This window comes from Chryseobacterium sp. MA9 (assembly GCF_024399315.1).
Classification (GTDB): domain Bacteria; phylum Bacteroidota; class Bacteroidia; order Flavobacteriales; family Weeksellaceae; genus Chryseobacterium.
The window spans coordinates 3,165,738-3,188,323 of record NZ_CP075170.1 but is presented as its reverse complement, the minus strand read 5'-3'; the positions used below and the strand labels follow the sequence as shown (position 1 = coordinate 3,188,323).

Here is a 22,586-nt window from a genome sequence, read left to right as displayed (position 1 = left end):
GTGGTGATCAAAGCAGTTTATCTTTTTGCGATCCTTTCGTTTGCTCTGGTATCTTGTCAGACAGAAAAAAATGTAAAAAAATATCCTGCAACCATAGGAGATATCGAGTTTGATAGAAAACTGGATAACGCTGATTTTAAAAAATGTGGTTCAGAAAAATGGAGACATTTCAGCTTTCAGTACTATCAGGGTACAAAAGAGTTTAGCTACAAAGGCGAAAAGATTGCGGTCACCGAAAAACTTAAAAAAGAAAATATATATTCTGAAAAGAAGATCAACGGTTATATTACCGTAAGATTTTTAGTAAATTGTGAAGGAAAGACAGGCCTGTTCAGATTACAGCACATGAACTCAGATCTGAAAGATACTTTACTGGATGAAGAATTAGAAAATAAGCTGCTGCAGTTTACAAAATCACTGGATGGCTGGATGCCGAAAGATATAAAAGGTTTAAAAGTAGATTATTACCAGTATTTAACCTATAAAATTGAAAATGGAAAAGTTTCAGAGGTATTACCTTAGCTTTTTGTTACTTATCGTTTACACCAATACTATTGCACAGGTCAACTGTAATGCAGTAGAGGGTGAGAACTGCAAAAAAGCGTGTGAGTTATACAACTGGGCTTCAGATTTACAAGGTTTCGCAGAATCTCAGGAAGGCTTTGATAAAGCCATTGAACTGTGTCCTGATTTCTCCCACGCTTATATGGAAAAAGCAGTTCCATATCTTAAAAACGGGGATTTCGTAACCTGGAAAATTTTAATTGATAAAGCAGTTGCTTTAAATCCACAAATGCACCTTGGCTATAGAGGCTGGACTAAGTTTCAGTTTTTAAGAGACTATAAAGGCGCTATTCAGGATTTAGAAGGACTAAAAAAATATTATCCCGGAGACCTAGGACGGTCTCAAAATGGAGACTATAATCTGGACATAGTAAGAGCTATGTCTTACAGCGCGTTAGGACAGAAAGAAAAAGCTGCTGGGATTATAGAAAGGCTTCTGGTAACCAGAGGTTACGTGAAGGGAATGTTTGATCATTATCAGTTGGGAGTAACTTATTTCGAGCTGGGAAGGTATGACAAAGCCCTGGAAAATTTTGAAAAGCAAAGCAAAGAATACAACTTTGCCGAGAATATATACTTTAAAAGTAAAGTTTCTAAGATCAGAAACAAAGATTATTTAGATTTAAAAATGTTAGCCCTACAAACGTATGATGAAGGAAAGACCATGAAAGATGTCTACACTCATCACTTTAACAAAGTCTACAGAAAAGAGATTGAAGAGCTGTAGAAGATTAACATTAAATCAATAATCAAAAATTTACTTATGAGCAACGAGTTACAAAGCATAAAAAACCGTTTCGGAATTATCGGAAACTTTCCGGCACTCAACCGGGCGCTGGAAAAATCTATTCAGGTAGCACCTACAGATATTTCTGTGCTGGTGATAGGGGAAAGTGGTGTGGGAAAAGAGTTTATTCCGAAAATTATCCATTCAGAATCCAAAAGAAAACATCAGCCTTATATTGTGGTAAACTGTGGAGCAATTCCGGAAGGTACCATAGATTCTGAGCTGTTCGGGCACGAAAAAGGAGCTTTTACAGGTGCTACAGCTACAAGAAAAGGATATTTTGAAGTCGCAGATGGTGGAACGATCTTTTTGGATGAGGTAGGAGAATTGCCATTACAGACGCAGGTTCGTCTTTTGAGAGTTCTGGAAAGCGGTGAATTCATGAAAGTGGGTTCTTCACAGGTGCAGAAAACCAATGTGAGAATTGTTGCCGCTACCAACGTCAATATGATGAAAGCAATCCATGACGGAAGATTCCGTGAGGATTTATATTACCGTTTGAATACCGTTCAGATTGATATGCCGCCTTTGAGAGAGCGAAAAGGAGATATTCATTTGCTGTTCAGAAAGTTTGCGATAGACTTTGCAGAAAAGTACAGAATGCCGGAACTGGAACTGGAGCAGAGCGCAGTTCATTATATAGAAAGTTATTCCTTCCCGGGTAACGTCCGTCAATTAAGAAACTTGGTAGAGCAGATGACCGTTGTGGAAAGAAACAGAAATATCACTGCTGAAAAACTTGCTGAGTATATTCCGATGGAAACACACCTTCCAATGGTGGTGAACAATCAAAATACTTCTAAACAGAATGATTTTGGTAGTGAAAGAGAAATCATGTATAAAATTCTATTCGATATGAGGAATGATATTAATGATTTAAAATCCTTAACTTCGGAATTGATTAAGAACAGAGGAACGGCAGATCTGAGTAATCATGAAAAAAACCTGATCAACAGGATTTATACCCCTGAAACTCAGCCGCAGGTAAACTCCGGGTCTTTAGTCTATTTTGAAAATAATAATGAAACACCAGTAGTTCAGACTCCTACAATTATCTCGACTCCTGATGACAGCTATGAAGATATTGAAGATATCGAGGTAGAAGAAAACAGGCCGGAGTCACTTTCTCTTCAGAACAATGAAAAAGACTTGATTATCAAGGCATTGGAGAAACATAAGGGGCGTAGAAACAGAGCGGCAGATGAATTGGGAATCTCACAAAGAACTTTATACAGAAAAATAAAACAATATAACCTGGAAGATTAGCACAGCATAAATAATGAAAGTAAATTTAACACCTAAGCCGATCAATTTTAAGCTCGGAGAATATATTAATAAAGGTTTCGAACTTTTAAAGAAAGATTTCGGAAATATTTTTGTAGCATTTTTAGTGTGCTTTATCATGTCAATTATTCCGTTCTGCGGACTATTGGCGATGGGTAATTTATACAAATACCTTCAAAGGCTGAGCAGAAATCAGCCGGCAAGTCCCGGAGATATCTTTGATTTTAAAGACTTTATGCCTTACTTTATGTTGCAGTTAATTGTTTTTGGAGGTGCTTTACTACTTTACATTCCTTTATTTGCTGTGTTGGGTGTATCAGGTGCAATGTCAGAAGGTAATGAGCCCAATCCAATGGTTGCTTTTTTTATGTTTCCTTATATGTTCTTATTGATTGCAGCGATATATTACTTCGTATTGAAGGGCTTTTATATCATTCCATTAATAAGTCTTAAAGGGGTTAAAGAGATAAAAGAAGCCTGGAATATTTCAAAAGTAATGACTAAAGGAAATCTACTGTCAATTTTTCTTTTCTCATTAGTAGTAAGTATTTTAGCACAGATTGGTATTATCGCTTGCGGGATAGGAATTTTTCTTACCCTGCCATTTTTATACACAGCAAACTATTTTGCTTATGAAGATGCTATTCAACAAATTGAGTATGATGAAATTATTGAAATCGGATCTAAAAATGAATTTTAAAATTAAAAATATCAGCCTGAAACAATCACTGCTTAAGGTAATGCTTTTTGCATTGCTGGGAGTTTTAAATTCATGTTACAGCTTTACGGGATCGTCTCTTACAGATGAAAAGACGGTTCAGATCAATGAATTTCCCAATAATGCTCCCCTTGTAAACCCTGCATTATCTCAACAGTTTTCTACAGCAATACAAAATAGGTTTCTTCAGAGAACAACACTGAAAGGGACAAAAGAAAATCCTGATATCCTGATAGAAGGAGAAATTACGGACTATTCCATTACTCCTACCACAATCAGTTCCAATACCCAGACAAATCCTTCTGGCGGAGTGATTCAGCAGGCACAGAATAAACTTACGATTACAGTAAAGGTACACTATGAAAATAAAATTCATCCGGATGCAAGTTTCGACAGAACCTATTCCGATGAAGCAGCTTTCAACAGTGATGTATCACTAAGTCAAATCGAAGACCAGCAGGTAAAGCTGGTGACAGATAGAATTATTAATAAGATATTTAACGACATTGTAGCGAATTGGTAAGATGAATCCGAGAGTTTTAGAATTAATAAAAAATCCGAAAAATATTCAGTTAGAAGACCTTGGTCTTTTGAAAGAAGAGATTCATACTTTTCCTTATATTCAAAATATCAGGGCACTTCACTTGTATGGAGTCCATCTGTACGAAAAAGAGAACTATCAGAAAGAGCTTTCTACAACAGCGGCATATACTACAGATAAAAAGATTTTATATCAGTTGATCAACGGTAAGATCAAACAAGAGCCCAAATCGGAGGTTGTTGAAGAGAAGAAGCCATCTAAAATAATTGAAAAACCGACTCTATTAACCCAGAAAGCAAAGTCTTTCCCTATCAAAAGAGAAGAGGACGCTTCTGTAGAAAAACCAGCAGAAGAGCAGGGAACAGCATGTGTCTTATCAACCGTACAGGAGGTTAAACATATTTATGTAAATGGTGAACGAAACAGAATTTTATTTGAAGGAGAAGAAAATTTCCTTGATGAGCAAAATTCTGAAACAATAGATATTGAGTCTACTCTGGAATCAGGGATTTTGGTAACCCAAAAAGCTGAACCTGTAGTGGAAGAACCTCTTCAGCAAGAAGAAAAGCAGACAGAAACAGAGGAAAAGGCAGGAGAAAACTTTACACCGGAAACTATTATTCAGGAAGATCAGATTTCTTCAGAAAAAGAAGAAGAAAAAATTGATGAAGAAGAAAATACCAGCTTCCATGAGGTTTCTCCTTTAGTACCAGAGGAAAATATTGAAGTAGCAGCAGGAGAGCCTATAAATGCAGGATCGGCCGATAATGAAACTATGTCTGTTTCTGATGAAGAACCTGCTCCGCAAGAAATACAAGCAGAAGTAGAAGAGAATGTAGGAGAAAACTTTACGTCAGAAACCATTATTGATGAAGGCCCGATTTCTGCTGAAGAAGGAAATAATAATGAAGAAGAATCATTATTAGAAGTATCCGATGCCGAAGTAAGTTTCCATGGAACAGATTCATTCATGCCTGATGTTAAAATCCAGGCCAACAACGAAGAAATTTCTGAAACAGCTGAAGTTTCCCAGCCTCATGTCAATAAACATGAGGAAGAAATGAGACGTCTCATCGAAGAAGTTGAGAAAAAGATGAAGGAGGCTAAACCTGTTCTTCAAGAAGAAAAGGCAGAGCTTGAGGAAGTTGCAGACCACGAAATTAGCTTTGCTGAAACCCAGAATTTCCATTTCTGGTCAACAAGTGAAGACAAACCAGAGGAAATCAAAAAAGAGAAGGAGAAGGCTCAGGAAGAAATTACTGAGAATCAATTACCTTTAGAAGAGGAGTCTAAAGCTGAAATTGCTGAGGAAAGAGAAGAAGAGCAAGAAGAAACTCCCGAAGTTCAGTCCGCATGGAAACCCATGAGTGTGGAATCCAATATGCCTGATTCATTAATCAGCAAATCTAAAGAAGTACCAGCTCCTGAAGTAAAAACTCCTGCAGTAGAAATAATCACTGCAGCAGAGCCAGAAATAATAATTGAAGAGGCACAGCCTTCAGAAACGGTCGAAACTGTTACAGAAGCTGTTCAGGAAGAAACTCTGCCTGTAGAAGAAGAAACAGGCGCTGTTGAATCATCTGAAGAAGAAAAAATCGCTGCAGAAGTATCAAAAGAAGAAGTTCCTGTGATGAATGTTTCTTTCTTTGGAACTGATATTTCTACCCTCAAGGTTGAAGAAAAGCAGAAGGAAGGTAAAGAAGAACCTGTAGAGCAAATACAGGAAGTTACTATGAAGGATACAACACAGCCGCAATTAGACAGTAATGTTCCCGGTTTTATCAACACCTGGCAAAGCTGGCTTAAGATTGACAGAACGGAAGAAATCGTAAAGGAGCAAAAAACCGAAATCAAAGAGAAAGCTATTGAAGCCTTTATTGAAAACAACCCTAGAATCAGCCAGCTAAAAGAAGAAAGTTCATATGTTGTAAAAGAAAAGAACGACGATATCTCACATTTGATGACAGAGACGTTGGCGAATCTTTATTTTGAACAGAAATTATACACAAAAGCGATAAAAGCGTTTGAAATACTAATTAAAAAGAATCCTGAGAAAAAAGAATATTTTGAATCTAAAATTCAGGATATTAAGGACTTCAGAAGTAAAAATTAAAATAAAAAAGTACTGTTTATAGCAGTACTTTTTTATTTATAAATTCTGTGGATTACTTTTATTTTTTCTTAATTTTTTCCAGGCCCTCCGCCCAAAAACAATAACAAGAATTAATATAATTATTGCAAAAATTGCTGCGATAACCGGTGCTGCTATAGCAAGAACAGACATAAGACCTGCTCCGGCTGTTTCTGTAGTTCCTACCACAGAATTCCCCAATCCTCCGGTTGTTGCCGTAGAAGCGGCCCGTATTCCTGCAAATCCGGAGCTGATTGTGGCTGCTGTACCTCCACCCGCAATTAAGGCCAGTGCCCATTGTGGAAATGTTCCCAGTTCAGTAAACTGACTGGCAAATAATATAGAACCTGCTACCGTCGCCATCGGAATAGAGACCGCATCCAGCAAATGATCAATAAAAGGGATATAATAGGCCAGGATCTCGGCTACTGTAGCAATACCTGTTGTAATCAACGCAGGAAGGCCAGCAAGCCACTCAAAATGCTCATTCATGGGAATCCAGTTGAAATAAGACACAAGACTTACGATAAACATCGGGAGAAACACCCGGAATCCCGTAGCGGCTGCCAATCCAATTCCGATAAATGCACTGATGGCATAAGAAAAATAGGGAATATTGTCTAACATATTAATTTTCAGATTTAATGTTTTCCCTAAATTACAAAAAGTATATGATATTTGGAGTGCTATTAATTTCAGGGTTCCGGATATGAGATACGGGATAAGAGTTTTAAGCTTCGCTATTCGTGATTTATTATAGAATAAAAAACAAAGTATCTATGCAATCATCCGTGTAAATCTGTGTGATCCGTGGGAAAATAAAAAACCCGCCTGATTCGCATAATCTGCGAGATAAAATACCTCACAGATCTCTTATTCTAATGAAAAATTATTTTTTCTGTGCTTCACAAAGCTTTATAAACTGAGCTTCCACATCCTGAAATTTCGGAGGTATCTCAGGGGATGCCCAAAATAACATGGCCATCGTTCTTTCTCCGAAAGCTTGTTTAAATAAATCCTTATTCAAACGATAGCATTCTCTCAGCAATCTTTTGATACGGTTCCGGTGTACAGCTCTTTTAAAATATCTTTTAGAAACAGAAACCCCAAATCTGGGGGCTTCTACAGGAAGGGTGGCCTTATCTTTCAGAATAATAATTCTCAGATTTCCACTGGTTCTCCATTTGCCCTTATCAAAAAGCAAACTGATTTCCGTATTTTTTTTGAGCTTTTCCGCTCTGGGATACTTGGAATTTGTCATTTACGGAGTGTAAAATTTAATCCTGATTTAATAAATGATTAATCACTTCTGAAGCTGTGTACAACCCGAAAATGGCAGGCATATAGCTTATTGTTCCGTAAAAAGATCTTTTGTAATTGGTTCCGTCAGTCATTTTCAAACTTTCTTCATCCTGAATATCATTGGCAAAAACACAACGGACTCCTTTATCAATTTTTACTTTTTTCAGCCTTTTTCTTACTTGCCTTGCAAGGTGGCAATGTTCGGTTTTGCTGATATCTCTTACCAATACTTTGCTTGGATCAGTTTTTCCGCCGGCTCCCATTGAGCTTACAATTTTTATCCTTCTTCTTTTGGCAGCGATAATCAAGGAAAGCTTTGGAGTAACACTGTCAATGCAGTCCAAAACATAATCAAATTTTGCAGAATCTAAAACTTCATCCATTCTTTCCGGATTCAGAAATTCATTGATTTTCGTTAAATTAAGCAGTGGATTGATGTCAAGAAGCCTTTCAGCAACCACATCCACCTTATGTTTTCCGACAGTAGAGTGTAAAGCAGGCAGCTGTCTGTTGATATTGGTAATATCTACCGTGTCACCATCCACAATGGTCATATTTCCTACTCCGGCTCTCGCAAGAAATTCTGCGGCAAAAGAACCTACTCCGCCCAGACCTACCACAAGTACATTCGCCTTTATCAACTTATCTAATCCCTCTTCCTTTATCAAAAGTTCAGTTCTTTCCAGCCAGTATTTATCCATTTTTTATTGAGTGTAAATTTTCTAAAATTTGTTCATTCAGTTGTTCCAGAGAAATACCTTTTATTTCCGAAACTTTAATGTACAATTCTTCAATGTTAAAGTCTTCATTATCAGTTTCTAAAAAGATTCTGTCTAACGGAGTGTTTTTAATAATATCCTGCAAAGATAAATTATACAAAACAGCTTTTCCAAAACTCAGGTAAAAATTATTGCTCAGAAGATCTTCAGCAATTTGGCGTTTTTTATTGAAACCATGGATAACCATCGGCTGTTCGGCCTTCTTTTTAAAAGAAATGACCTCATAAAATTTTCTTACACAATGAATAATTAGAGGTTTTTTTACCTCATTTGCTATTTTTATTTGCCTTAAAAAAATCTCCTCTTGGATTTTCTGATCTATGGAAACCAAAGAATCCAAACCACATTCGCCAATGGCAAAACAGTTTTCAGACATCATGCTTCTCATCCATGAAAACTGCTGTTCTATATTATTAATCTCAATATCTTTTGGGTGAATACCGATGGAATAAGGGAAATCGGGCGGAATTCCTTTCGACAGATTGTAAATTCCGTTTCTGATATATTTTTTATGATGGTGAAAATCAAAAAATTCCATATTCAAAAGTAAGGATTTTTAAGATTTAATTTAAAATTATTAAACGATCGTTTATAAATGTGTTAAAAATTTCTTAACTTTACTCAAAGTACACTTCATGAAAAAAAAATTTACGGAAAAACAGATTCACATACTGGATATTGCAGAAGAGCTCATTGCAAAAAAAGGATATGAGGGTACTTCTGTAAGGGATATCTGTTCCAAAGCAAATATTAATGTCGCTATGATCTCTTATTACTTCGGTTCTAAAGAGAAAATGATGTCTTATCTCTACCAGTACAGGGTGCTGAAGACCAGAGAGAATTTTTCAGAATTTGCAGATACCATTAAAGATGGTAAACCGGAAATGCAGCTGCGGGAGATGATTAAATATATCGTTTCTCAACTCTTCAAGTATAACTATTTCCATGGGTTCGTTACTCAGGAACTTCGCCATACAGAAAACCTGAAAGACGAATTGCTTGACTTCTACCAGTTATTCGTAAAAAAACTGGACGAAGTAATTAAAAAAGGAGTGACTTCCGGTGTTTTTACTTTTACCCCAAAGCCTGAAGATATCCTTACCATGATTATTGGATCCACTTTATTTGTAATCAGGAATAAAAACTTTTATGAGCTGTATGTTCCTAGTAAAAATGAAGAAACATATACCAAAGAAGCTGAAAAGAAGGTAAGAATGAATCTTTTATTAAGTGTTTTTGCAATTTTGGGATACGCTGCAGACTAAAATTACGTTAAATATTCATAAAAAAAAATCTATTGACAAAAAAGTTATATTTTTGCAAATTAGTAAATCGGCTGTATAATCCGAAAACTGTTGAACTTTTTATATGAAAAAATATATTTTAGGTCTTTTTGCTGTAGCGGTGATTTCATCTTGTGTAAGCCAGCAGGAAAGAGCAATGAGGAGTGCTGATAAAGAATTTATCTTGAAAGCAGCTAATGAAAACTTTGCTAAGAAAAAGTGGAAAAATGCATTGGCTCTTTATGACAGACTTGCAAATCTTGTGGCAGGAACAGATGATTTTCCTAATGTAGGTTTCAACACTGCTTATGCCAACTATTATGACAAGAGCTATAAGCTGGCAGGTCACCAGTTCAAAAATTTTGCAGTTAGTTTTCCAAAAGATCCAAGAGCTGAAGAAGCTGCTTATATGTCTGCATTGTGCTATTATGAAGGGTCTATGGATTACAACTTAGATCAGTCTAGTACAGAATTGGCGATCAATGAGCTACAGGACTTCCTGAACAATTATCCAAACTCTGAGAGATCTAAAAATATCAGCCAATTAATTGATGAATTGTCTTATAAGCTTGAGTTTAAAGCATATGAAAATGGAAGACAATACTTCAAAATGGGAGAGTATAAAGCTGCGAATGTAGCATTGGAAAATGTTTTGGAAGATTTTCCAAGTACAAAACTTCGTTCAAAAATTTATGATTATATCATGAAGTCCCGCTATGAACTGGCGATGAAGTCAGTTTATAATCTTAAAGCGGAGCGTATTGAAAGTGCATTGACTTATACGAGATTTGTAGAAAAAGAACTTCCTAATACAGAATATTCTAAAACAGCTACAGATCTTAAGGAAAAACTGGAAAGGGAAAAAGAACATTTTGCTGTCGTTAAAAAAGAAACAGATGCAAGAATTGCAGCTTTGACAGCAAGACAGAAAAAAGAAGCTGAAAAATTGGCTGATCAGGGTAAAACTGAACAGCAAGTTAAAGATCAGATTAGCAATGAAAAGAAAGCAATGCAGTTACAGAGGGACAGTGCAGCACTTAAGACCCCTCCTCCAGCAGCGACTTTCAAAATTCAAAGATAATTCGTAAATTTGTCATCTTAAAATAAAAATAATTTTCTCAAAATGAGTGTAAAAGATACAAAAGCAGAAGTAAATACAATTACTTACGATAAAGATAAGATTGAAGATAAAGTAGGTTCAATCTATGAAGCTATTGTTATCATGGGAAAGAGAGCAGAGCAAATCAATGCGGAGATCCGTACGGAACTTCACAACAAATTAGATGAATTTGCGGTTCACAATTCTACATTAGAAGAGGTTTTCGAAAACAGAGAACAAATTGAGATCTCTAAACATTACGAAAAGCTTCCAAAGCCAACTTCAATTGCTATTGAAGAGTGGTTAAACGAAGATGTTTATTTCAGAAAAACAGAAGAGAGAAAATAAATCTTCTGTGTTTTTATAAATGAAGGTCATAAAGGAAATCAGTTCTTTTATGACCTTTATCGTTTTAAAGCCAGATTGTGTGGGAAAAAATAAGTATTTTAGTACTTCAAAAATTAAAACTCAATGAGCGTTTCCGGTAAAAAGATTCTTATCGCCGTCTCTGGTGGAATTGCGGCCTACAAAATTCATTTTTTGATAAGGGATTTTGTGAAAAAAGGAGCAGAAGTACAGGTTATTATGACTCCTGATGCAGAACATTTTGTGACAAAACTAAGCCTGTCTACACTATCCAAAAAACCGGTGTATTCAGAATTTTACAGCGATAACGGAACATGGAACAGCCATGTGGAAATGGCACTGTGGGCGGATGCTATGATCGTCGCTCCCTGTACAGCCAGTACACTGTCTAAGATGGTTCACGGGATGTGTGATAATCTGGTTATTGCAACTTATATGTCTGCAAAGTGCCCGGTTTTCATAGCCCCTGCAATGGATCTGGATATGTATGCACATCCTTCTACAAAAAAGAATCTGGAGCTTGCAGAAAGTTTTGGACATATTATTATTCCTGCTGAAAACGGTGAATTGGCAAGCGGGCTGGTAGGACAGGGAAGGATGGCAGAACCGTCAACGATTTTTAATACTGTTGAACATTATTTTACGGCAAACAGCCATTTCAAAAGCCTTGAAGGAAAAACCGTTTTAATTACAGCCGGCCCTACTTATGAAGCCATAGATCCTGTAAGGTTCATTGGGAATCATTCATCTGGAAAAATGGGTTTTTCTCTGGCCGAAGAAGCTTCAAAAAGAGGGGCAAAAGTTATTCTTATTTCGGGGCCGAGTTTCCAAACCATTAATGATCCAAATGTTGAGCTTCATAAAGTAACTTCAGCAAAAGAAATGCTGGCAAAAGTATTTGAATTCTATGATAAAATAGACATCGGCATTGCAAGTGCTGCGGTAGCTGATTATGCACCCAAAGAAGTTGCGAAAGAAAAGATCAAGAAAAATGATGATAACCTGACGATTGAACTGGTTAAGAATCCGGATATCCTTAAAACGATGGGTGAAAAGAAAACGCACCAGTTTTTGGTAGGTTTTGCTCTGGAAACCCAAAATGAAGAAGAAAATGCAAAAGGAAAACTGGAGAAGAAAAATCTGGATATGATTGTTTTAAACTCTCTGCGTGACGAAGGTGCCGGGTTTAAGAATGATACCAATAAAATAAGAATATTTACCAAAACGGAGAAAAAAGAATTCGACCTGAAATCCAAGGATGATGTAGCGAAAGATATTCTCAATTTTGTTGAATCTCAACTTTTAAAATAATTTTAATAAATTTCCGTTCTCAATTTTTAATAGACAATGAAAAAAATTATAAGCTTATTTTTTCTGTTTCTTATATATACCCAAAGTTTTTCTCAGGAGCTGTTGGCAACCGTTCAGGTAAACTCCCAACAGGTCGGAGGAAGTAACCAGCAGGCGTTTAAAGCATTGGAAAAAAGTCTCAGGGATTTTATCAATAATACCAGCTGGACAGGGAAAAAGCTTCAGAATTTTGAAAAAATAAAATGTGGTTTTTCTGTTGTTATTGGAGAAAGAGACGGGAATAGATTCAAAGGGTCTATTGTGGTTCAGGCTATGCGTCCTGTTTATAATACAACTTACGAATCCCCTTTGATTAACCTTCAGGATCAGAGATTTGGTTTTGAATATATTGAAAATGAAAGTCTTATTTTTAATGAAAGACAGTTTTCAGGAAAAAATCTTACGGATGTGGTCAGCTTCTATATTTACCTTATTTTGGGGATAGATGCGGATAGCTTCCAGTCTATGGGAGGATCTCAATGGTATGCAAAAGCGCAGCAGATTGCTCAGAACTCTCAGAACAGAAACTATGAAGGCTGGAATACCATCAATGAGCCAAGAAGCCGTTCTATCTTGATTAATGAAGTTATGAATCCTAACTGGAACCAGTTACGTTCTACTATTTATACCTACCACAGAGCCGGAATGGATAACCTTTTCAATCAGGACCAGACTGCCGGGAAAAAAGTAATCTTTGATGCCCTGATGCAATTGAAAATGTACGAGAACACATTTCAGCAGGCGTTTTTCTTTAACCTGTTTATGGATACAAAAAGTGATGAGATCTTCAATATATTCAATTCCGGAAATAATGGAGGTTTGATTCTGAATGATCTTAAACAGACGATGATTATTCTTTCACCAAAAAATATTGATAATAAGTGGAATAAGTGGAAGGTGTAAGTTCGGAATCCATTTAATAAGCTATAAAAAATTTTGAGAAATAACTTAATGAGAGATTAGAGATGAAAAAAGTGTTAATAAACAGAAAGCACTTAAACATTTTCTCAATTCATTAAAAAAAAACTTATTTTTACAGTTCAAACTCAAATTGGATTATAACCCGGATTATCAATGCTTTCGAGAATTTACATTAAAAACTTTGCCCTGATTGATACTCTTGAAGTATCTCTGAACAATGGTTTACAGGTTATTACCGGTGAAACGGGAGCAGGTAAATCTATTATTTTAGGAGCGCTCCGACTTATTTTAGGTGAAAGAGCAGATGTAAAATCTATTGCCAAAGCTGAAGAGAAAAGCGTGGTGGAAACTGAGTTTTCCCTGAACAACCAGTTTAAGAAATTCTTTATCGAAAATGATCTGGACTACGAACTTCAGACGATTATAAGAAGAGAAATCCTTCCATCAGGGAAATCCCGTGCATTCATCAATGATGTGCCGGTAACGCTTGATATTCTTAGAGAACTTTCTTCGCAGCTGATTGATATCCATTCTCAATTTGAAACATCCAATCTTTTTACATCAGAATATCAGTTTAAAATCATAGACGGATTTTCCGATAATAAAAACATCATTGAAGAATATCAGCAGGAATTTTCTGACTTTCAGAACCTTAAATTGGTTTTGAAGAAACTGAAAACCCAACTCTCAGAATCCAATAAAGAAAGCGATTATAAAGAATTTTTGCTTAATGAACTGGAAGAGCTGAAGCTTGATGATGTAGACTATGAAGATGTTCAGAACCAGCTTTCTATTCAGGAAAATGCAGGGATGATTTCCGAAAACGTAGGTCAGATCCTATCCAGGTTTCATCAGGAAGAAATAGGAATTCTGTCATTCTTTAATGAAGCTACCAACAAACTTTCAAAAATTTCTGAAGTTTCTACCAGTTTCGCGGAACTTGATGAAAGGCTGGAAACCTCTTTTGTAGAGCTGAAAGATATCATTTCTGAACTGGAACATGCAGCGGAAAAGGTTGAAATAAATCCTGAAAATCTGGTATATCTTACCGATCTGAATAATAAAATAAACGCCCTGTTTCTTAAACATAATGTTTCAGATCTTAATGAACTGATTGAAATCAGAAACCAGTTGGCAGGAGATCAGAAAGGAGCCTCAGATCTGGAGGGACAGATTGAAGAAACAGAAGAAAATATTTCTCAAAAAGAAAAAAAACTTCAAACTCTTGCTGGAAAGCTTTCCAAGAACAGACATAAAAATGTTTCTGTTTTCATCAAAAAAACAGAAGGACTTCTAAAAAAACTTGGGCTGGAAAAAGCAAAAGTTGATATCGAATTACAGGATGCTGAAGAATTCAATCAGTTTGGAAAAGAAAGTATCCAGCTGCTATTCCAGGCCAATTCCGGGTTTCCTTTAAAACCTATCCAGACTGCTATTTCCGGAGGAGAAAGATCAAGAGTAATGCTGGCTGTAAAGAAGATTATTGCCGAAAGTGATGAGTTGCCCACTTTGATTCTGGATGAAATTGACACCGGAGTTTCAGGAAAAGTAGCTGAAGAGATCGGAAACTTGATGAGAGAAATGTCTGAAGACATGCAGTTGATTGTTATTTCCCACCTTGCACAGGTTGCAGCTAAAGGAAATGACAACTATAAAGTGGTAAAACAGGATGTTTCCGGCAGAACACAATCTACCATTATTCCTTTGAGCAGCGAAGAAAAATTAAACGAAATTGCTCAGCTGCTTTCCGGAAGCAAAATTACAGAAGCTGCTCTGGCACAGGCAAAAGAGCTTATTGGATAACTAAATAAATCTACTTTTTCTTAAAAATTTGTAACATATCTTACATTATATTTACTAATGTAAAAAACTAACATATGTTTCTAAAGTTCCTTAGGCTTGAAATAAAAAGCTTTTTTCGTGGTACATCTTTAGGGATCAATCTGACCATGAAAATACTCAGGTTTATCGGGATTCTTTATTTCATTGGATGTCTTGTAGGCGGAGCGTTCATCGCTTTTTTCTACGTACAGGAAGAAATGCATCAGAATCCTTTAAAGATCGTTTCAAAATTCATGATCGTTGCCTGGATTATAGATCTGGTTATTAAATATCTATGGCAGGAAGTCCCTACACAGAATATTAAGCCCTTTCTTACCATGAATATCAGAAAGAATACATTGGTTAATTATATGCTGGCCAAAACCTTTCTTTCCGCATTCAGCTGGCTGACTTCTTTATTCTTTATCACATTCTCTTTGATTGCTTTATTCAACGGGTATAACGTTTTAGGAATGTTAGTATGGCTTATTGGGGTGATTGCATTGCTCTATCTGAATAATTTTATCAATATTTTCTTCAACGGTAAAGAAACATTAGCTATTGTTATAGGAATTTGTTTTTTGATCATCGGTAGTTTGGGGTATTATAAAATACTTCCGGTTCTGTCTTATTCTGAATCGGTCTTCTTCAGTTTTTACGAAAAACCATACTTTGCGCTGATTCCCGTTATTCTGTTTGTGGGATTGTGGTGGATTTGCTTTCGTTACCTGCGTAAAGAGTTTTACCTGGATCAGGGTCTTGAAGCCAAGAAGACAGTAGGGAAAACAGAAAATATTGCCTTCCTGAATAAATACGGCGTTACCGGAACATTCATCAATAATGATATTAAGATGCTAAGACGTAATAAAGTGACCAAAGGAATTTTGTTGGGCAGCTTTATGTTTCTGTTCTACGGATTGCTGATGTTTACCTCTTCACTCTATAAAACTCCGGCTATGATGATGGTTATGGGACTTTTTGTAACAGGAGGTTTTCAGTTTCTGTTTGGACAGAGGGTACCCGCTTTTGACAGTTCATATTATCCATTGATGATGACGCTGAATGTTCCATACAAAGAATATATAAAAGCGAAGTGGTGGCTGATGAATATTGTAACAGGTGTTTCTGTGATTATTGCTCTCTTCTATGCATACTTTGGCTGGGAGGTTTATATCACCTTCTTTGCTGCAGGATTATACAATATAGGAGTGAATTCTCAATTTACACTGTGGTCTGGAGCCTTTAATAAAAATCAGATCGACCTGAATTCAAAAGAGAAAAGAATGGGGCAAAAAGGAAGTTTCAGTTTAGTAGCTATGCTTCTGTTGATTCCTAAAATGCTTCTCCCAATGGGTGTATTTGCCTTAACAAAATATTTATGGGGAATTACCGGAGGAGTAATAAGTATTGCAATTATCGGGATTGTAGGATTTTTACTGAGAGAGAAAATCTTCGATATCATTGTAAAACATTATAAAAAAGAAAAATACAGCACAATTGATGCATTTAAAAATATAGGTTAAGCCATGATCAACATACATAATTTATCCAAAACATACGGAGCAGCAACTGTTCTTAATATTGAACATCTTGAAATTCCAAACGGAGAAACATTTGGTCTCGTAGGAAACAACGGTGCAGGAAAAACAACTCTTTTCAGCCTGATGCTGGATTTGATTCAGGCTACTACAGGATTTGTAAGCATTGACGGAATTAAAGTCAATGAATCTGAAGCCTGGAAAAACAAAGTTTCCGCTTTTGTAGACGATACCTTTCTCATTGGTTATCTCACTCCGGAAGAATACTTTTACTTTATCGGAGAGCTGAGAGGTCAGAATAAAGCTTCTGTAGATGAATTCCTGAAGCCTTTTCACGATTTTTTCAATGGTGAAATCCTGAAGTCCGGGAAATATATCCGTGATCTTTCAAAAGGAAATCAGAAAAAAGTAGGAATTGTAGGGGCTATCATTGGAAACCCTGAGATTATTATCCTGGATGAACCTTTTGCCAACCTGGATCCTTCCACACAGATCAAACTTAAAAACCTGATCAAGGAATTGTCCAAACAGGATGGTGTTACTTTCCTTATTTCCAGTCATGATCTTTCCCATACCACGGAAGTCTGCAACAGAATCGTGGTGGTGAACAAAGGTCTTTTGGTAAAAGATATTCAGACCAACCCGGAAACTTTGAAAGATCTGGAACAATATTTTGCAGATCAGGTTTCAATTTCGGATATTTAATACGTTAAAAGAAGACGTATATGAATTCGATAGAGTCACAGAATGTAACTGATTATCCAAACAGCAATACTATTTTCATGGTTTGGAAACTTAATGACAGTCCGCAATTGAAAGATATTTTTCAGGAACTATGCGCTCTGGTGTTAAATCTTAATAATTCGGTGTTTAACCGTTTTCCAGATAGTAGAGCAAGTTGTGTAATGGGAATTGGTGCAGAAGCATGGAGAAAACTTGAACTTCCAAAACCTCTGCCAAAAGAATTAGTTAATTTTGAAGAAATAAAAGGAATAAAACATACCGCTGTTTCCACTCCCGGAGATCTTCATTTTCATCTGAGAGCAGACAATAAAAGCCTTATTTTCGATATGGCTGTGGAAATATCCAAACTATTGAGTTCGGTGGCCGAAAGCATTTTGGAGATTCATGGATTTAAATATTGGGATGCACGTTCTATTCTTGGATTTGTAGACGGAACGGAGAATCCGCATGGAGACGACCGTGATTATTTTGCAAAAATAGGAGATGAAGATCTTCAGTATAAAGGAGGAAGCTACCTTTTCGTTCAGAAATATCTTCATAATATGGATGCCTGGAAAGGTTTGTCAACAGAAGATCAGGAGAAAGTTATCGGGAGATCAAAAGAAAATGATATTGAAATGTCTGATGATGTAAAACCTTCCAACTCACACATTGCTTTAGCCAATATTGAAGGAGAAAATGGGGAAGAATTGAAAATTGTCAGAGATAATATGCCTTTTGGGAATCCTTCTACTAATGAGTTTGGAACCTATTTTATTGCCTATTCAAGTACATTTACAACAACAAAAAAGATGTTGACCAATATGTTTATAGGCGATCCTTCGGGAAATTATGACAGAATTTTAGATTTCAGCACAGCAGTTACCGGAACGCTTTTCTTTGTTCCTACCAGAAATATGCTTGATGAATTCTCTGGATAAAACAATAAAAAAGGCTGTCTCATAAGTAAGGCAGCCTTTTATCAATTACTTTTACAGAAATTATACCGGATTTCCAGAATTGTATGAATCACACATTCCGTTTTCCACCATACACTCTCTTTTTTTCAATTCACAGGGATTGGTTGTAGGTACGCTGCAACATGCATAATATCCGTTGTATTGTACCAAATACATATCGCAAAGTGGTGTATTTCCTCCCTTAATTGTTTTTAGATTTTCTCTTTTTAATTTTTTCAGATGTTTCATAGTCCTGTTTTAACCTGTTTCAGAACTAAGCCGGAATACCAGTGTCACACATACCGACAGGAGTCAGACACATTGCAGAAGAGTTACAAGGATCTACATTAGGTTTTGTACAACAGGCATAATAACCATTGGCTTCTATTAAATAAAGATTACCAAGACATATAAAGTCTCCTCCTAATACTGCTTTTAAATTTTCTCTGTCTAATTTCTTTAGATTTTTCATGGATTTAGTTTTAAATTAATTATATCTCCAATATAGGAAAAAAAGAAACATGAAATATATCTGACTAAAAAATTGTTTTTCAGTTTCTTATCCTGAATTTTTTTCTTGTTTTTCAGAAATAAAAAAGACTAAACGGTTTGTAACTCTGAGCAAAAAATATCAACTTATTGTATTAAATAGTAAAATATTTTTTTCAAGTTGTAACCTTTTTTTGTTTTGATTGTCTTTAAAGTAGAAACAGTATAAGCATGAAACTTTTGTTCGGAAATAAAAAACCTGATTTGTTGAGCCTCCTGAAGAAACAGGATCCGGCTGCACAGAAGATTTTCTATGAACAGAATGTCAAGAGATTCCTGAGTGTAAGCAAAAGCTATGTGAGCGATTTGTATCAGGCGGAAGATTGTCTCATTAAAGCATTCTGTAAAATTTTTAAGCATATAGAAAGCTTCAGAGGAGAGTCGAATCTGGATAGCTGGGCGAGAAGAATTGTCGTTAACGAATGCCTGAATTTTATCAAAAGCCATAAAACAGTTTTCTATCTGGATGAGATCAATCAATCTTTTCACGAAGATATTCATGAGCCTGAAATTGATTGTGATTTTAATGCTCAGGACCTTTTGGATCAGCTTCCTGATGCCTACAGAATGGTTTTTAACCTCTATGTATTGGAAGGATATTCTCATCAGGAAATTGCTGATACTTTGCAGATTTCAATGGCTGTCAGCAAGACACAGCTGTTCAGAGCAAAAGAAAAATTAAGAAAGATCTACTTTCAACAACAAAAAAAAGTGAAAAATGAAAACGTTTACAGATAATATTGAACATCAGATCAAACATCAGATTGAGGAAAGAGAGATTACTCCATCCCGTGATCTGTGGTCTGAAATAGAGCTTCAAAACAGAAATAATACTCGTCCCAAATCAAAAGTGAACTGGTTTTTAGTAGCGGCATGTTTACTATTATTATTCAGTTTGGGAAGTGTTCTGTTTTTTCTTAATCAGCCTTCAGAGATCCAACCGGAAATGGTAAAGAAAACAGAAAAGAGTGCTACAAAAGAAATCGTAAAAGATCCGATTCAGAATACTGTTCCGCTGGCAGTTGAGAATAATGATAAAAAGGAAATAAAGAAAACGCTTTCCCAAGATAAGGAAGAAGTGATTTCCCCTGTGGCAATAGGGCAGAATAAACTTATTCCCAAAGAAACTCTTCCTCTGAAGAAGCTGGAACTTCCTCAGTTTTCAAATCCTAAACTGATGGCAAAGGCTGATTCTTTAAAAACTCCGGTTAAAAAGAAAAAATATGTAGATCCTTCCACACTTCTTTTCTCAGTAGAACATAAAGATGTTATCGAAAAAACAAAGGATGGAAGTAATGTGGCTACCACTATTGATTTGAATGCCAGATAATTTACCCGCAAAAAAATAAAAATTAATAATATGATCAAGAAATTAATCGTAATGGGGTTGCTATGCTCTATTTCAGCATCATTCCATGCACAAAAAGCTTTGAATATTAACCTTTCTTCTAAAAAAGACACAGAGGTAAGCCCTATTGTAAAAGAGAAAGTGGAAGAATATGCCACGAAAATCAATACCATTATTCAGGAAGAAAAAAAACTGATGGAAGAAGAATTGGTGGTTTTGCAGGCAAGAAACCTTGATAAAGCAGATTTTGACAGAGAAAAAGCTCAGATTGCAGACCGTTATTCTGAGAAAATGGACAAAAGAATAGAGGAACTTGGATTTGATCTGGATGACGTTATTCAGAAACAAGTAAGATATTCACTTCTGAATACAGATGTTACTTCCAAAGAAGAGCTTAAAGAAAAGCTGTTGAAAAAATTCCGTCCCAGCAGAAGCTTTACAGGATATTTCTCTTACGGAATTATGACTTTGACAAATAGCTCTCCGGATAATGAACTGGATAAAAACATAGGATATGCGAATAACCTGGAATTTGGTCTGAAACTGAATTACCAGCTTAGCAGAACAAGCCCGTGGGCGGTTATTTCCGGATTAGGATTCTCGTGGAGAACAGTAAGAGCAGATAACAATATGCTTTTTACAAGAAGTGCAGATCAGGGAGTGGCTTTGGCTCAGTATAACGGGAACCTTGATAAAAGTAAGCTGAGAACAGGATATATCATTGTTCCTCTTGGTATGCAGTATAATTTTTCCAAACTTAAAAATGCAGGAATGGATATCCAGTACAGAAGTTATTACACAGGATTTAAAATAGGAGCCAATGTATATGGAGGTGTGAAAATGTCTACCAACAATATTGTAAAAGGAAATGACGGTGAGACAAGAGACCGCGGAAACTACCAGGTGAATCCTTTTGTGTATGGGGCACAGATTACATTCTCATACAACAGTTTCAGTCTGTTTGTTAAAAAAGATTTCAGCAATTTCTTTAAAGACAGTTATTTCAAAAATGATAAAGCGCTGATATTTGGCTTGGCCATCGGATTAGATTAAATACATTTTGATAACAAAGCGAAAAACTCCGGGAAAAGCTCCCGGAGTTTTTGCATTGTATCAGTTATAGAATCATTATTTTAAACTTCCTACCATATCTTCAGGCTTTACCCACTCGTCAAACTGCTCAGCAGTTAGCAAACCAAGATTGATGGCTTCTTCTTTCAACGTTGTTCCGTTTTTATGGGCTGTTTTAGCAATTTTAGCCGCATTTTCATATCCGATATGAGTATTTAAAGCCGTAACAAGCATTAAGGATTTGTCTACAAGTTCTTTAATTCTCTCATGATTCGGTTCAATACCTACAGCACAGTGATCATTGAAGGAAATACATGCATCAGCAATCAATTGGGCAGATTGCAGGAAATTGTAAGCCATTACCGGTTTGAAAACATTCAGTTCATAATTCCCCTGAGTTCCTGCAAACGAAATTGTCATATCATTTCCTAAAACCTGAGCGCAAACCATTGTTAAAGCTTCATTCTGAGTCGGGTTTACTTTCCCTGGCATAATAGACGATCCCGGTTCATTTTCAGGAATATGAATTTCCCCGATTCCGGAACGTGGACCTGATGCAAGTAATCTCACATCCTGAGCAATTTTATATAAAGAAACAGCCAGTTGCTTTAAAGCTCCGTGAGATTCTACAATCGCATCATGAGCAGCAAGAGCTTCAAATTTATTTTCTGCAGTAATGAAAGGATGATTGGTAAACTGAGCAATATATTCCGCTACTTTTACATCATAACCGTTAGGGGTATTCAATCCTGTGCCTACAGCTGTTCCTCCCAAAGCCAGTTCAGAAAGGTGAGGTAATGTATTTTTTAAAGCTCTCAACCCGAATTCCAATTGAGCCACATATCCGGAAAATTCCTGCCCAAGAGTAAGTGGAGTAGCATCCATCAGGTGGGTTCTCCCAATTTTTACTACATCTTTGAAGGCTTTTGACTTTTCAGCCAACGTATTTTTTAGTTTTTCTACGGCCGGAATAGTTACTTCCACTACCTTTGTATACGCAGCAATGTGCATAGCAGTTGGATAAGTGTCATTAGAAGACTGTGATTTATTCACATCATCATTTGGATGAATTTCAGATTTTTCGCCTAAAGTTCCTCCGTTATTCACATGAGCTCTGTTGGAAACTACTTCATTCACATTCATATTCGACTGTGTTCCGGAACCTGTCTGCCAGATTACCAATGGAAACTGGTCATTAAGTTTTCCCTCCAGAATTTCATCACATACTTTAGCAATCATATCTCTTTTTTCTGCAGAAAGGACTCCCAGATCAGTGTTTGTATAAGCGGCAGCCTTCTTCAGATAAGCAAAAGCTTCAATGATTTCGTGCGGCATTGAACCTTCAGGTCCTATTTTGAAATTGTTTCTTGAACGTTCCGTCTGTGCACCCCAAAGTTTATCTGCAGGTACCTGCACTTCTCCCATGGTGTCTTTTTCAATTCTGTAATTCAT

The 22,586-nt window shown here is 36.2% G+C and carries 25 protein-coding genes; 18 read left to right on the top strand and 7 right to left on the bottom strand.

The features are described 5' to 3' along the window. Nucleotides 1-3 precede the first annotated feature (3 nt). From KIK00_RS14470 to KIK00_RS14445, 6 genes are read left to right on the top strand one after another with little or no spacing between them, the layout of a single operon-like run. Nucleotides 4-522: a hypothetical protein gene (locus tag KIK00_RS14470; RefSeq protein ID WP_255813085.1), complete on the top strand. Its 519-nt coding sequence runs from the start codon at nucleotides 4-6 to the stop codon at nucleotides 520-522. After that, nucleotides 494-1,291 (top strand): tetratricopeptide repeat protein, encoded by a 798-nt coding sequence (locus KIK00_RS14465; protein WP_255813084.1) that lies wholly within the window; start codon nucleotides 494-496, stop codon nucleotides 1,289-1,291. Before KIK00_RS14470 ends, KIK00_RS14465 begins: the two co-directional genes overlap by 29 nt. Nucleotides 1,292-1,327: 36 nt before the next feature. Next, the gene (locus tag KIK00_RS14460) at nucleotides 1,328-2,617 is read left to right on the top strand and encodes a sigma-54-dependent Fis family transcriptional regulator (RefSeq protein ID WP_255813083.1); all 1,290 of its coding nucleotides are present in this window, start codon (nucleotides 1,328-1,330) and stop codon (nucleotides 2,615-2,617) included. 13 nt (nucleotides 2,618-2,630) lie between these two features. Next, nucleotides 2,631-3,335 carry a hypothetical protein gene (locus KIK00_RS14455; RefSeq protein ID WP_255813081.1) on the top strand — a complete coding sequence of 235 codons (705 nt, stop codon included), beginning with the start codon at nucleotides 2,631-2,633 and terminating at the stop codon, nucleotides 3,333-3,335. Further along, nucleotides 3,325-3,876 carry an LptE family protein gene (locus KIK00_RS14450; protein WP_255813080.1) on the top strand — a complete coding sequence of 184 codons (552 nt, stop codon included), beginning with the start codon at nucleotides 3,325-3,327 and terminating at the stop codon, nucleotides 3,874-3,876. The genes KIK00_RS14455 and KIK00_RS14450 overlap by 11 nt, the downstream gene beginning before the upstream one ends. Before the next feature lies 1 nt (nucleotide 3,877). Beyond that, nucleotides 3,878-6,007, top strand: a complete 2,130-nt coding sequence (locus KIK00_RS14445; RefSeq protein ID WP_255813079.1) for a tol-pal system YbgF family protein — start codon at nucleotides 3,878-3,880, stop codon at nucleotides 6,005-6,007. 36 nt (nucleotides 6,008-6,043) lie between these two features. Here the strand turns inward: KIK00_RS14445 and KIK00_RS14440 are convergent, their stop codons facing one another. From KIK00_RS14440 to KIK00_RS14425, 4 genes are all read right to left on the bottom strand, one after another. Further along, complete coding sequence (locus tag KIK00_RS14440; protein WP_255813078.1) at nucleotides 6,044-6,652, bottom strand: DUF4126 domain-containing protein; 609 nt, start codon at nucleotides 6,650-6,652, stop codon at nucleotides 6,044-6,046. A gap of 262 nt (nucleotides 6,653-6,914) precedes the next feature. Continuing rightward, on the bottom strand, nucleotides 6,915-7,286 hold the full coding sequence (gene rnpA / locus KIK00_RS14435) for a ribonuclease P protein component (protein ID WP_255813077.1): 372 nt from the start codon (nucleotides 7,284-7,286) through the stop codon (nucleotides 6,915-6,917). A 16-nt stretch (nucleotides 7,287-7,302) separates the two neighbouring features. After that, a complete protein-coding gene (locus KIK00_RS14430; protein WP_255813076.1) occupies nucleotides 7,303-8,028 on the bottom strand; it encodes a ThiF family adenylyltransferase in 726 nt (241 codons plus the stop codon). Beyond that, on the bottom strand, nucleotides 8,021-8,644 hold the full coding sequence (locus KIK00_RS14425; RefSeq protein ID WP_255813075.1) for a TatD family hydrolase: 624 nt from the start codon (nucleotides 8,642-8,644) through the stop codon (nucleotides 8,021-8,023). The genes KIK00_RS14430 and KIK00_RS14425 overlap by 8 nt, the downstream gene beginning before the upstream one ends. Nucleotides 8,645-8,741: 97 nt before the next feature. Between KIK00_RS14425 and KIK00_RS14420 the strand changes: the two genes are divergently transcribed. From KIK00_RS14420 to KIK00_RS14380, 9 genes are all read left to right on the top strand, one after another. Then, complete coding sequence (locus KIK00_RS14420; RefSeq protein WP_255813074.1) at nucleotides 8,742-9,371, top strand: TetR/AcrR family transcriptional regulator; 630 nt, start codon at nucleotides 8,742-8,744, stop codon at nucleotides 9,369-9,371. A gap of 103 nt (nucleotides 9,372-9,474) precedes the next feature. Continuing rightward, nucleotides 9,475-10,470 carry an outer membrane protein assembly factor BamD gene (locus KIK00_RS14415; protein WP_255813073.1) on the top strand — a complete coding sequence of 332 codons (996 nt, stop codon included), beginning with the start codon at nucleotides 9,475-9,477 and terminating at the stop codon, nucleotides 10,468-10,470. 42 nt (nucleotides 10,471-10,512) lie between these two features. Beyond that, nucleotides 10,513-10,836 carry a DNA-directed RNA polymerase subunit omega gene (locus tag KIK00_RS14410; protein ID WP_034681463.1) on the top strand — a complete coding sequence of 108 codons (324 nt, stop codon included), beginning with the start codon at nucleotides 10,513-10,515 and terminating at the stop codon, nucleotides 10,834-10,836. Between the two features lie 123 nt (nucleotides 10,837-10,959). Continuing rightward, nucleotides 10,960-12,165, top strand: coding sequence for a bifunctional phosphopantothenoylcysteine decarboxylase/phosphopantothenate--cysteine ligase CoaBC (gene coaBC / locus KIK00_RS14405; RefSeq protein ID WP_255813072.1), 1,206 nt, complete (start codon nucleotides 10,960-10,962; stop codon nucleotides 12,163-12,165). Between the two features lie 36 nt (nucleotides 12,166-12,201). After that, on the top strand, nucleotides 12,202-13,107 hold the full coding sequence (locus tag KIK00_RS14400) for a DUF4835 family protein (RefSeq protein ID WP_255813071.1): 906 nt from the start codon (nucleotides 12,202-12,204) through the stop codon (nucleotides 13,105-13,107). Nucleotides 13,108-13,278: 171 nt separating this feature from the next. Then, nucleotides 13,279-14,928 carry a DNA repair protein RecN gene (locus KIK00_RS14395; protein WP_255813070.1) on the top strand — a complete coding sequence of 550 codons (1,650 nt, stop codon included), beginning with the start codon at nucleotides 13,279-13,281 and terminating at the stop codon, nucleotides 14,926-14,928. Nucleotides 14,929-15,002: 74 nt separating this feature from the next. Next, nucleotides 15,003-16,469: a DUF5687 family protein gene (locus KIK00_RS14390; RefSeq protein WP_255813069.1), complete on the top strand. Its 1,467-nt coding sequence runs from the start codon at nucleotides 15,003-15,005 to the stop codon at nucleotides 16,467-16,469. A gap of 3 nt (nucleotides 16,470-16,472) precedes the next feature. Continuing rightward, nucleotides 16,473-17,189, top strand: coding sequence for an ABC transporter ATP-binding protein (locus tag KIK00_RS14385; RefSeq protein ID WP_255813068.1), 717 nt, complete (start codon nucleotides 16,473-16,475; stop codon nucleotides 17,187-17,189). 20 nt (nucleotides 17,190-17,209) lie between these two features. After that, nucleotides 17,210-18,148 (top strand): Dyp-type peroxidase, encoded by a 939-nt coding sequence (locus KIK00_RS14380; protein WP_255813067.1) that lies wholly within the window; start codon nucleotides 17,210-17,212, stop codon nucleotides 18,146-18,148. A 60-nt stretch (nucleotides 18,149-18,208) separates the two neighbouring features. Here the strand turns inward: KIK00_RS14380 and KIK00_RS14375 are convergent, their stop codons facing one another. After that, on the bottom strand, nucleotides 18,209-18,415 hold the full coding sequence (locus tag KIK00_RS14375) for a hypothetical protein (RefSeq protein WP_255813066.1): 207 nt from the start codon (nucleotides 18,413-18,415) through the stop codon (nucleotides 18,209-18,211). Nucleotides 18,416-18,440: 25 nt separating this feature from the next. Continuing rightward, a complete protein-coding gene (locus KIK00_RS14370; RefSeq protein ID WP_255813065.1) occupies nucleotides 18,441-18,638 on the bottom strand; it encodes a hypothetical protein in 198 nt (65 codons plus the stop codon). 248 nt (nucleotides 18,639-18,886) lie between these two features. Here KIK00_RS14370 and KIK00_RS14365 point away from each other — a divergent pair, with 248 nt between their 5' ends. Genes KIK00_RS14365 through KIK00_RS14355 form a run of 3 tightly spaced genes read left to right on the top strand, consistent with a single transcriptional unit; the run spans nucleotide 18,887 to nucleotide 21,116 of the window. Next, complete coding sequence (locus KIK00_RS14365; RefSeq protein ID WP_255813064.1) at nucleotides 18,887-19,453, top strand: RNA polymerase sigma factor; 567 nt, start codon at nucleotides 18,887-18,889, stop codon at nucleotides 19,451-19,453. After that, the gene (locus tag KIK00_RS14360) at nucleotides 19,434-20,045 is read left to right on the top strand and encodes a hypothetical protein (RefSeq protein ID WP_255813063.1); all 612 of its coding nucleotides are present in this window, start codon (nucleotides 19,434-19,436) and stop codon (nucleotides 20,043-20,045) included. The genes KIK00_RS14365 and KIK00_RS14360 overlap by 20 nt, the downstream gene beginning before the upstream one ends. Before the next feature lie 30 nt (nucleotides 20,046-20,075). Next, a complete protein-coding gene (locus tag KIK00_RS14355) occupies nucleotides 20,076-21,116 on the top strand; it encodes a porin family protein (protein ID WP_255813062.1) in 1,041 nt (346 codons plus the stop codon). Nucleotides 21,117-21,191: 75 nt separating this feature from the next. Here KIK00_RS14355 and fumC read toward each other — a convergent pair whose 3' ends face one another. After that, the gene (gene fumC / locus KIK00_RS14350; RefSeq protein WP_255813061.1) at nucleotides 21,192-22,586 is read right to left on the bottom strand and encodes a class II fumarate hydratase; all 1,395 of its coding nucleotides are present in this window, start codon (nucleotides 22,584-22,586) and stop codon (nucleotides 21,192-21,194) included.

Excerpts from the sequence above, each read along its gene's own strand:
- KIK00_RS14440 (WP_255813078.1), bottom strand. The coding sequence starts at position 6,652 with ATGTTAGACAATATTCCCTATTTTTCTTATGCCATCAGTGCATTTATC.
- coaBC (WP_255813072.1), top strand. The coding sequence starts at position 10,960 with ATGAGCGTTTCCGGTAAAAAGATTCTTATCGCCGTCTCTGGTGGAATT.
- KIK00_RS14400 (WP_255813071.1), top strand. The coding sequence starts at position 12,202 with ATGAAAAAAATTATAAGCTTATTTTTTCTGTTTCTTATATATACCCAA.
- KIK00_RS14460 (WP_255813083.1), top strand. The coding sequence starts at position 1,328 with ATGAGCAACGAGTTACAAAGCATAAAAAACCGTTTCGGAATTATCGGA.
- KIK00_RS14380 (WP_255813067.1), top strand. The coding sequence starts at position 17,210 with ATGAATTCGATAGAGTCACAGAATGTAACTGATTATCCAAACAGCAAT.
- KIK00_RS14390 (WP_255813069.1), top strand. The coding sequence starts at position 15,003 with ATGTTTCTAAAGTTCCTTAGGCTTGAAATAAAAAGCTTTTTTCGTGGT.
- rnpA (WP_255813077.1), bottom strand. The coding sequence starts at position 7,286 with ATGACAAATTCCAAGTATCCCAGAGCGGAAAAGCTCAAAAAAAATACG.
- KIK00_RS14385 (WP_255813068.1), top strand. The coding sequence starts at position 16,473 with ATGATCAACATACATAATTTATCCAAAACATACGGAGCAGCAACTGTT.
- KIK00_RS14360 (WP_255813063.1), top strand. The coding sequence starts at position 19,434 with ATGAAAACGTTTACAGATAATATTGAACATCAGATCAAACATCAGATT.
- KIK00_RS14410 (WP_034681463.1), top strand. The coding sequence starts at position 10,513 with ATGAGTGTAAAAGATACAAAAGCAGAAGTAAATACAATTACTTACGAT.
- KIK00_RS14450 (WP_255813080.1), top strand. The coding sequence starts at position 3,325 with ATGAATTTTAAAATTAAAAATATCAGCCTGAAACAATCACTGCTTAAG.
- KIK00_RS14370 (WP_255813065.1), bottom strand. The coding sequence starts at position 18,638 with ATGAAAAATCTAAAGAAATTAGACAGAGAAAATTTAAAAGCAGTATTA.
- KIK00_RS14445 (WP_255813079.1), top strand. The coding sequence starts at position 3,878 with ATGAATCCGAGAGTTTTAGAATTAATAAAAAATCCGAAAAATATTCAG.
- KIK00_RS14430 (WP_255813076.1), bottom strand. The coding sequence starts at position 8,028 with ATGGATAAATACTGGCTGGAAAGAACTGAACTTTTGATAAAGGAAGAG.
- KIK00_RS14415 (WP_255813073.1), top strand. The coding sequence starts at position 9,475 with ATGAAAAAATATATTTTAGGTCTTTTTGCTGTAGCGGTGATTTCATCT.
- KIK00_RS14355 (WP_255813062.1), top strand. The coding sequence starts at position 20,076 with ATGATCAAGAAATTAATCGTAATGGGGTTGCTATGCTCTATTTCAGCA.
- KIK00_RS14465 (WP_255813084.1), top strand. The coding sequence starts at position 494 with ATGGAAAAGTTTCAGAGGTATTACCTTAGCTTTTTGTTACTTATCGTT.
- KIK00_RS14455 (WP_255813081.1), top strand. The coding sequence starts at position 2,631 with ATGAAAGTAAATTTAACACCTAAGCCGATCAATTTTAAGCTCGGAGAA.
- KIK00_RS14375 (WP_255813066.1), bottom strand. The coding sequence starts at position 18,415 with ATGAAACATCTGAAAAAATTAAAAAGAGAAAATCTAAAAACAATTAAG.
- fumC (WP_255813061.1), bottom strand. The coding sequence starts at position 22,586 with ATGAATTACAGAATTGAAAAAGACACCATGGGAGAAGTGCAGGTACCT.
- KIK00_RS14425 (WP_255813075.1), bottom strand. The coding sequence starts at position 8,644 with ATGGAATTTTTTGATTTTCACCATCATAAAAAATATATCAGAAACGGA.
- KIK00_RS14420 (WP_255813074.1), top strand. The coding sequence starts at position 8,742 with ATGAAAAAAAAATTTACGGAAAAACAGATTCACATACTGGATATTGCA.
- KIK00_RS14365 (WP_255813064.1), top strand. The coding sequence starts at position 18,887 with ATGAAACTTTTGTTCGGAAATAAAAAACCTGATTTGTTGAGCCTCCTG.
- KIK00_RS14395 (WP_255813070.1), top strand. The coding sequence starts at position 13,279 with ATGCTTTCGAGAATTTACATTAAAAACTTTGCCCTGATTGATACTCTT.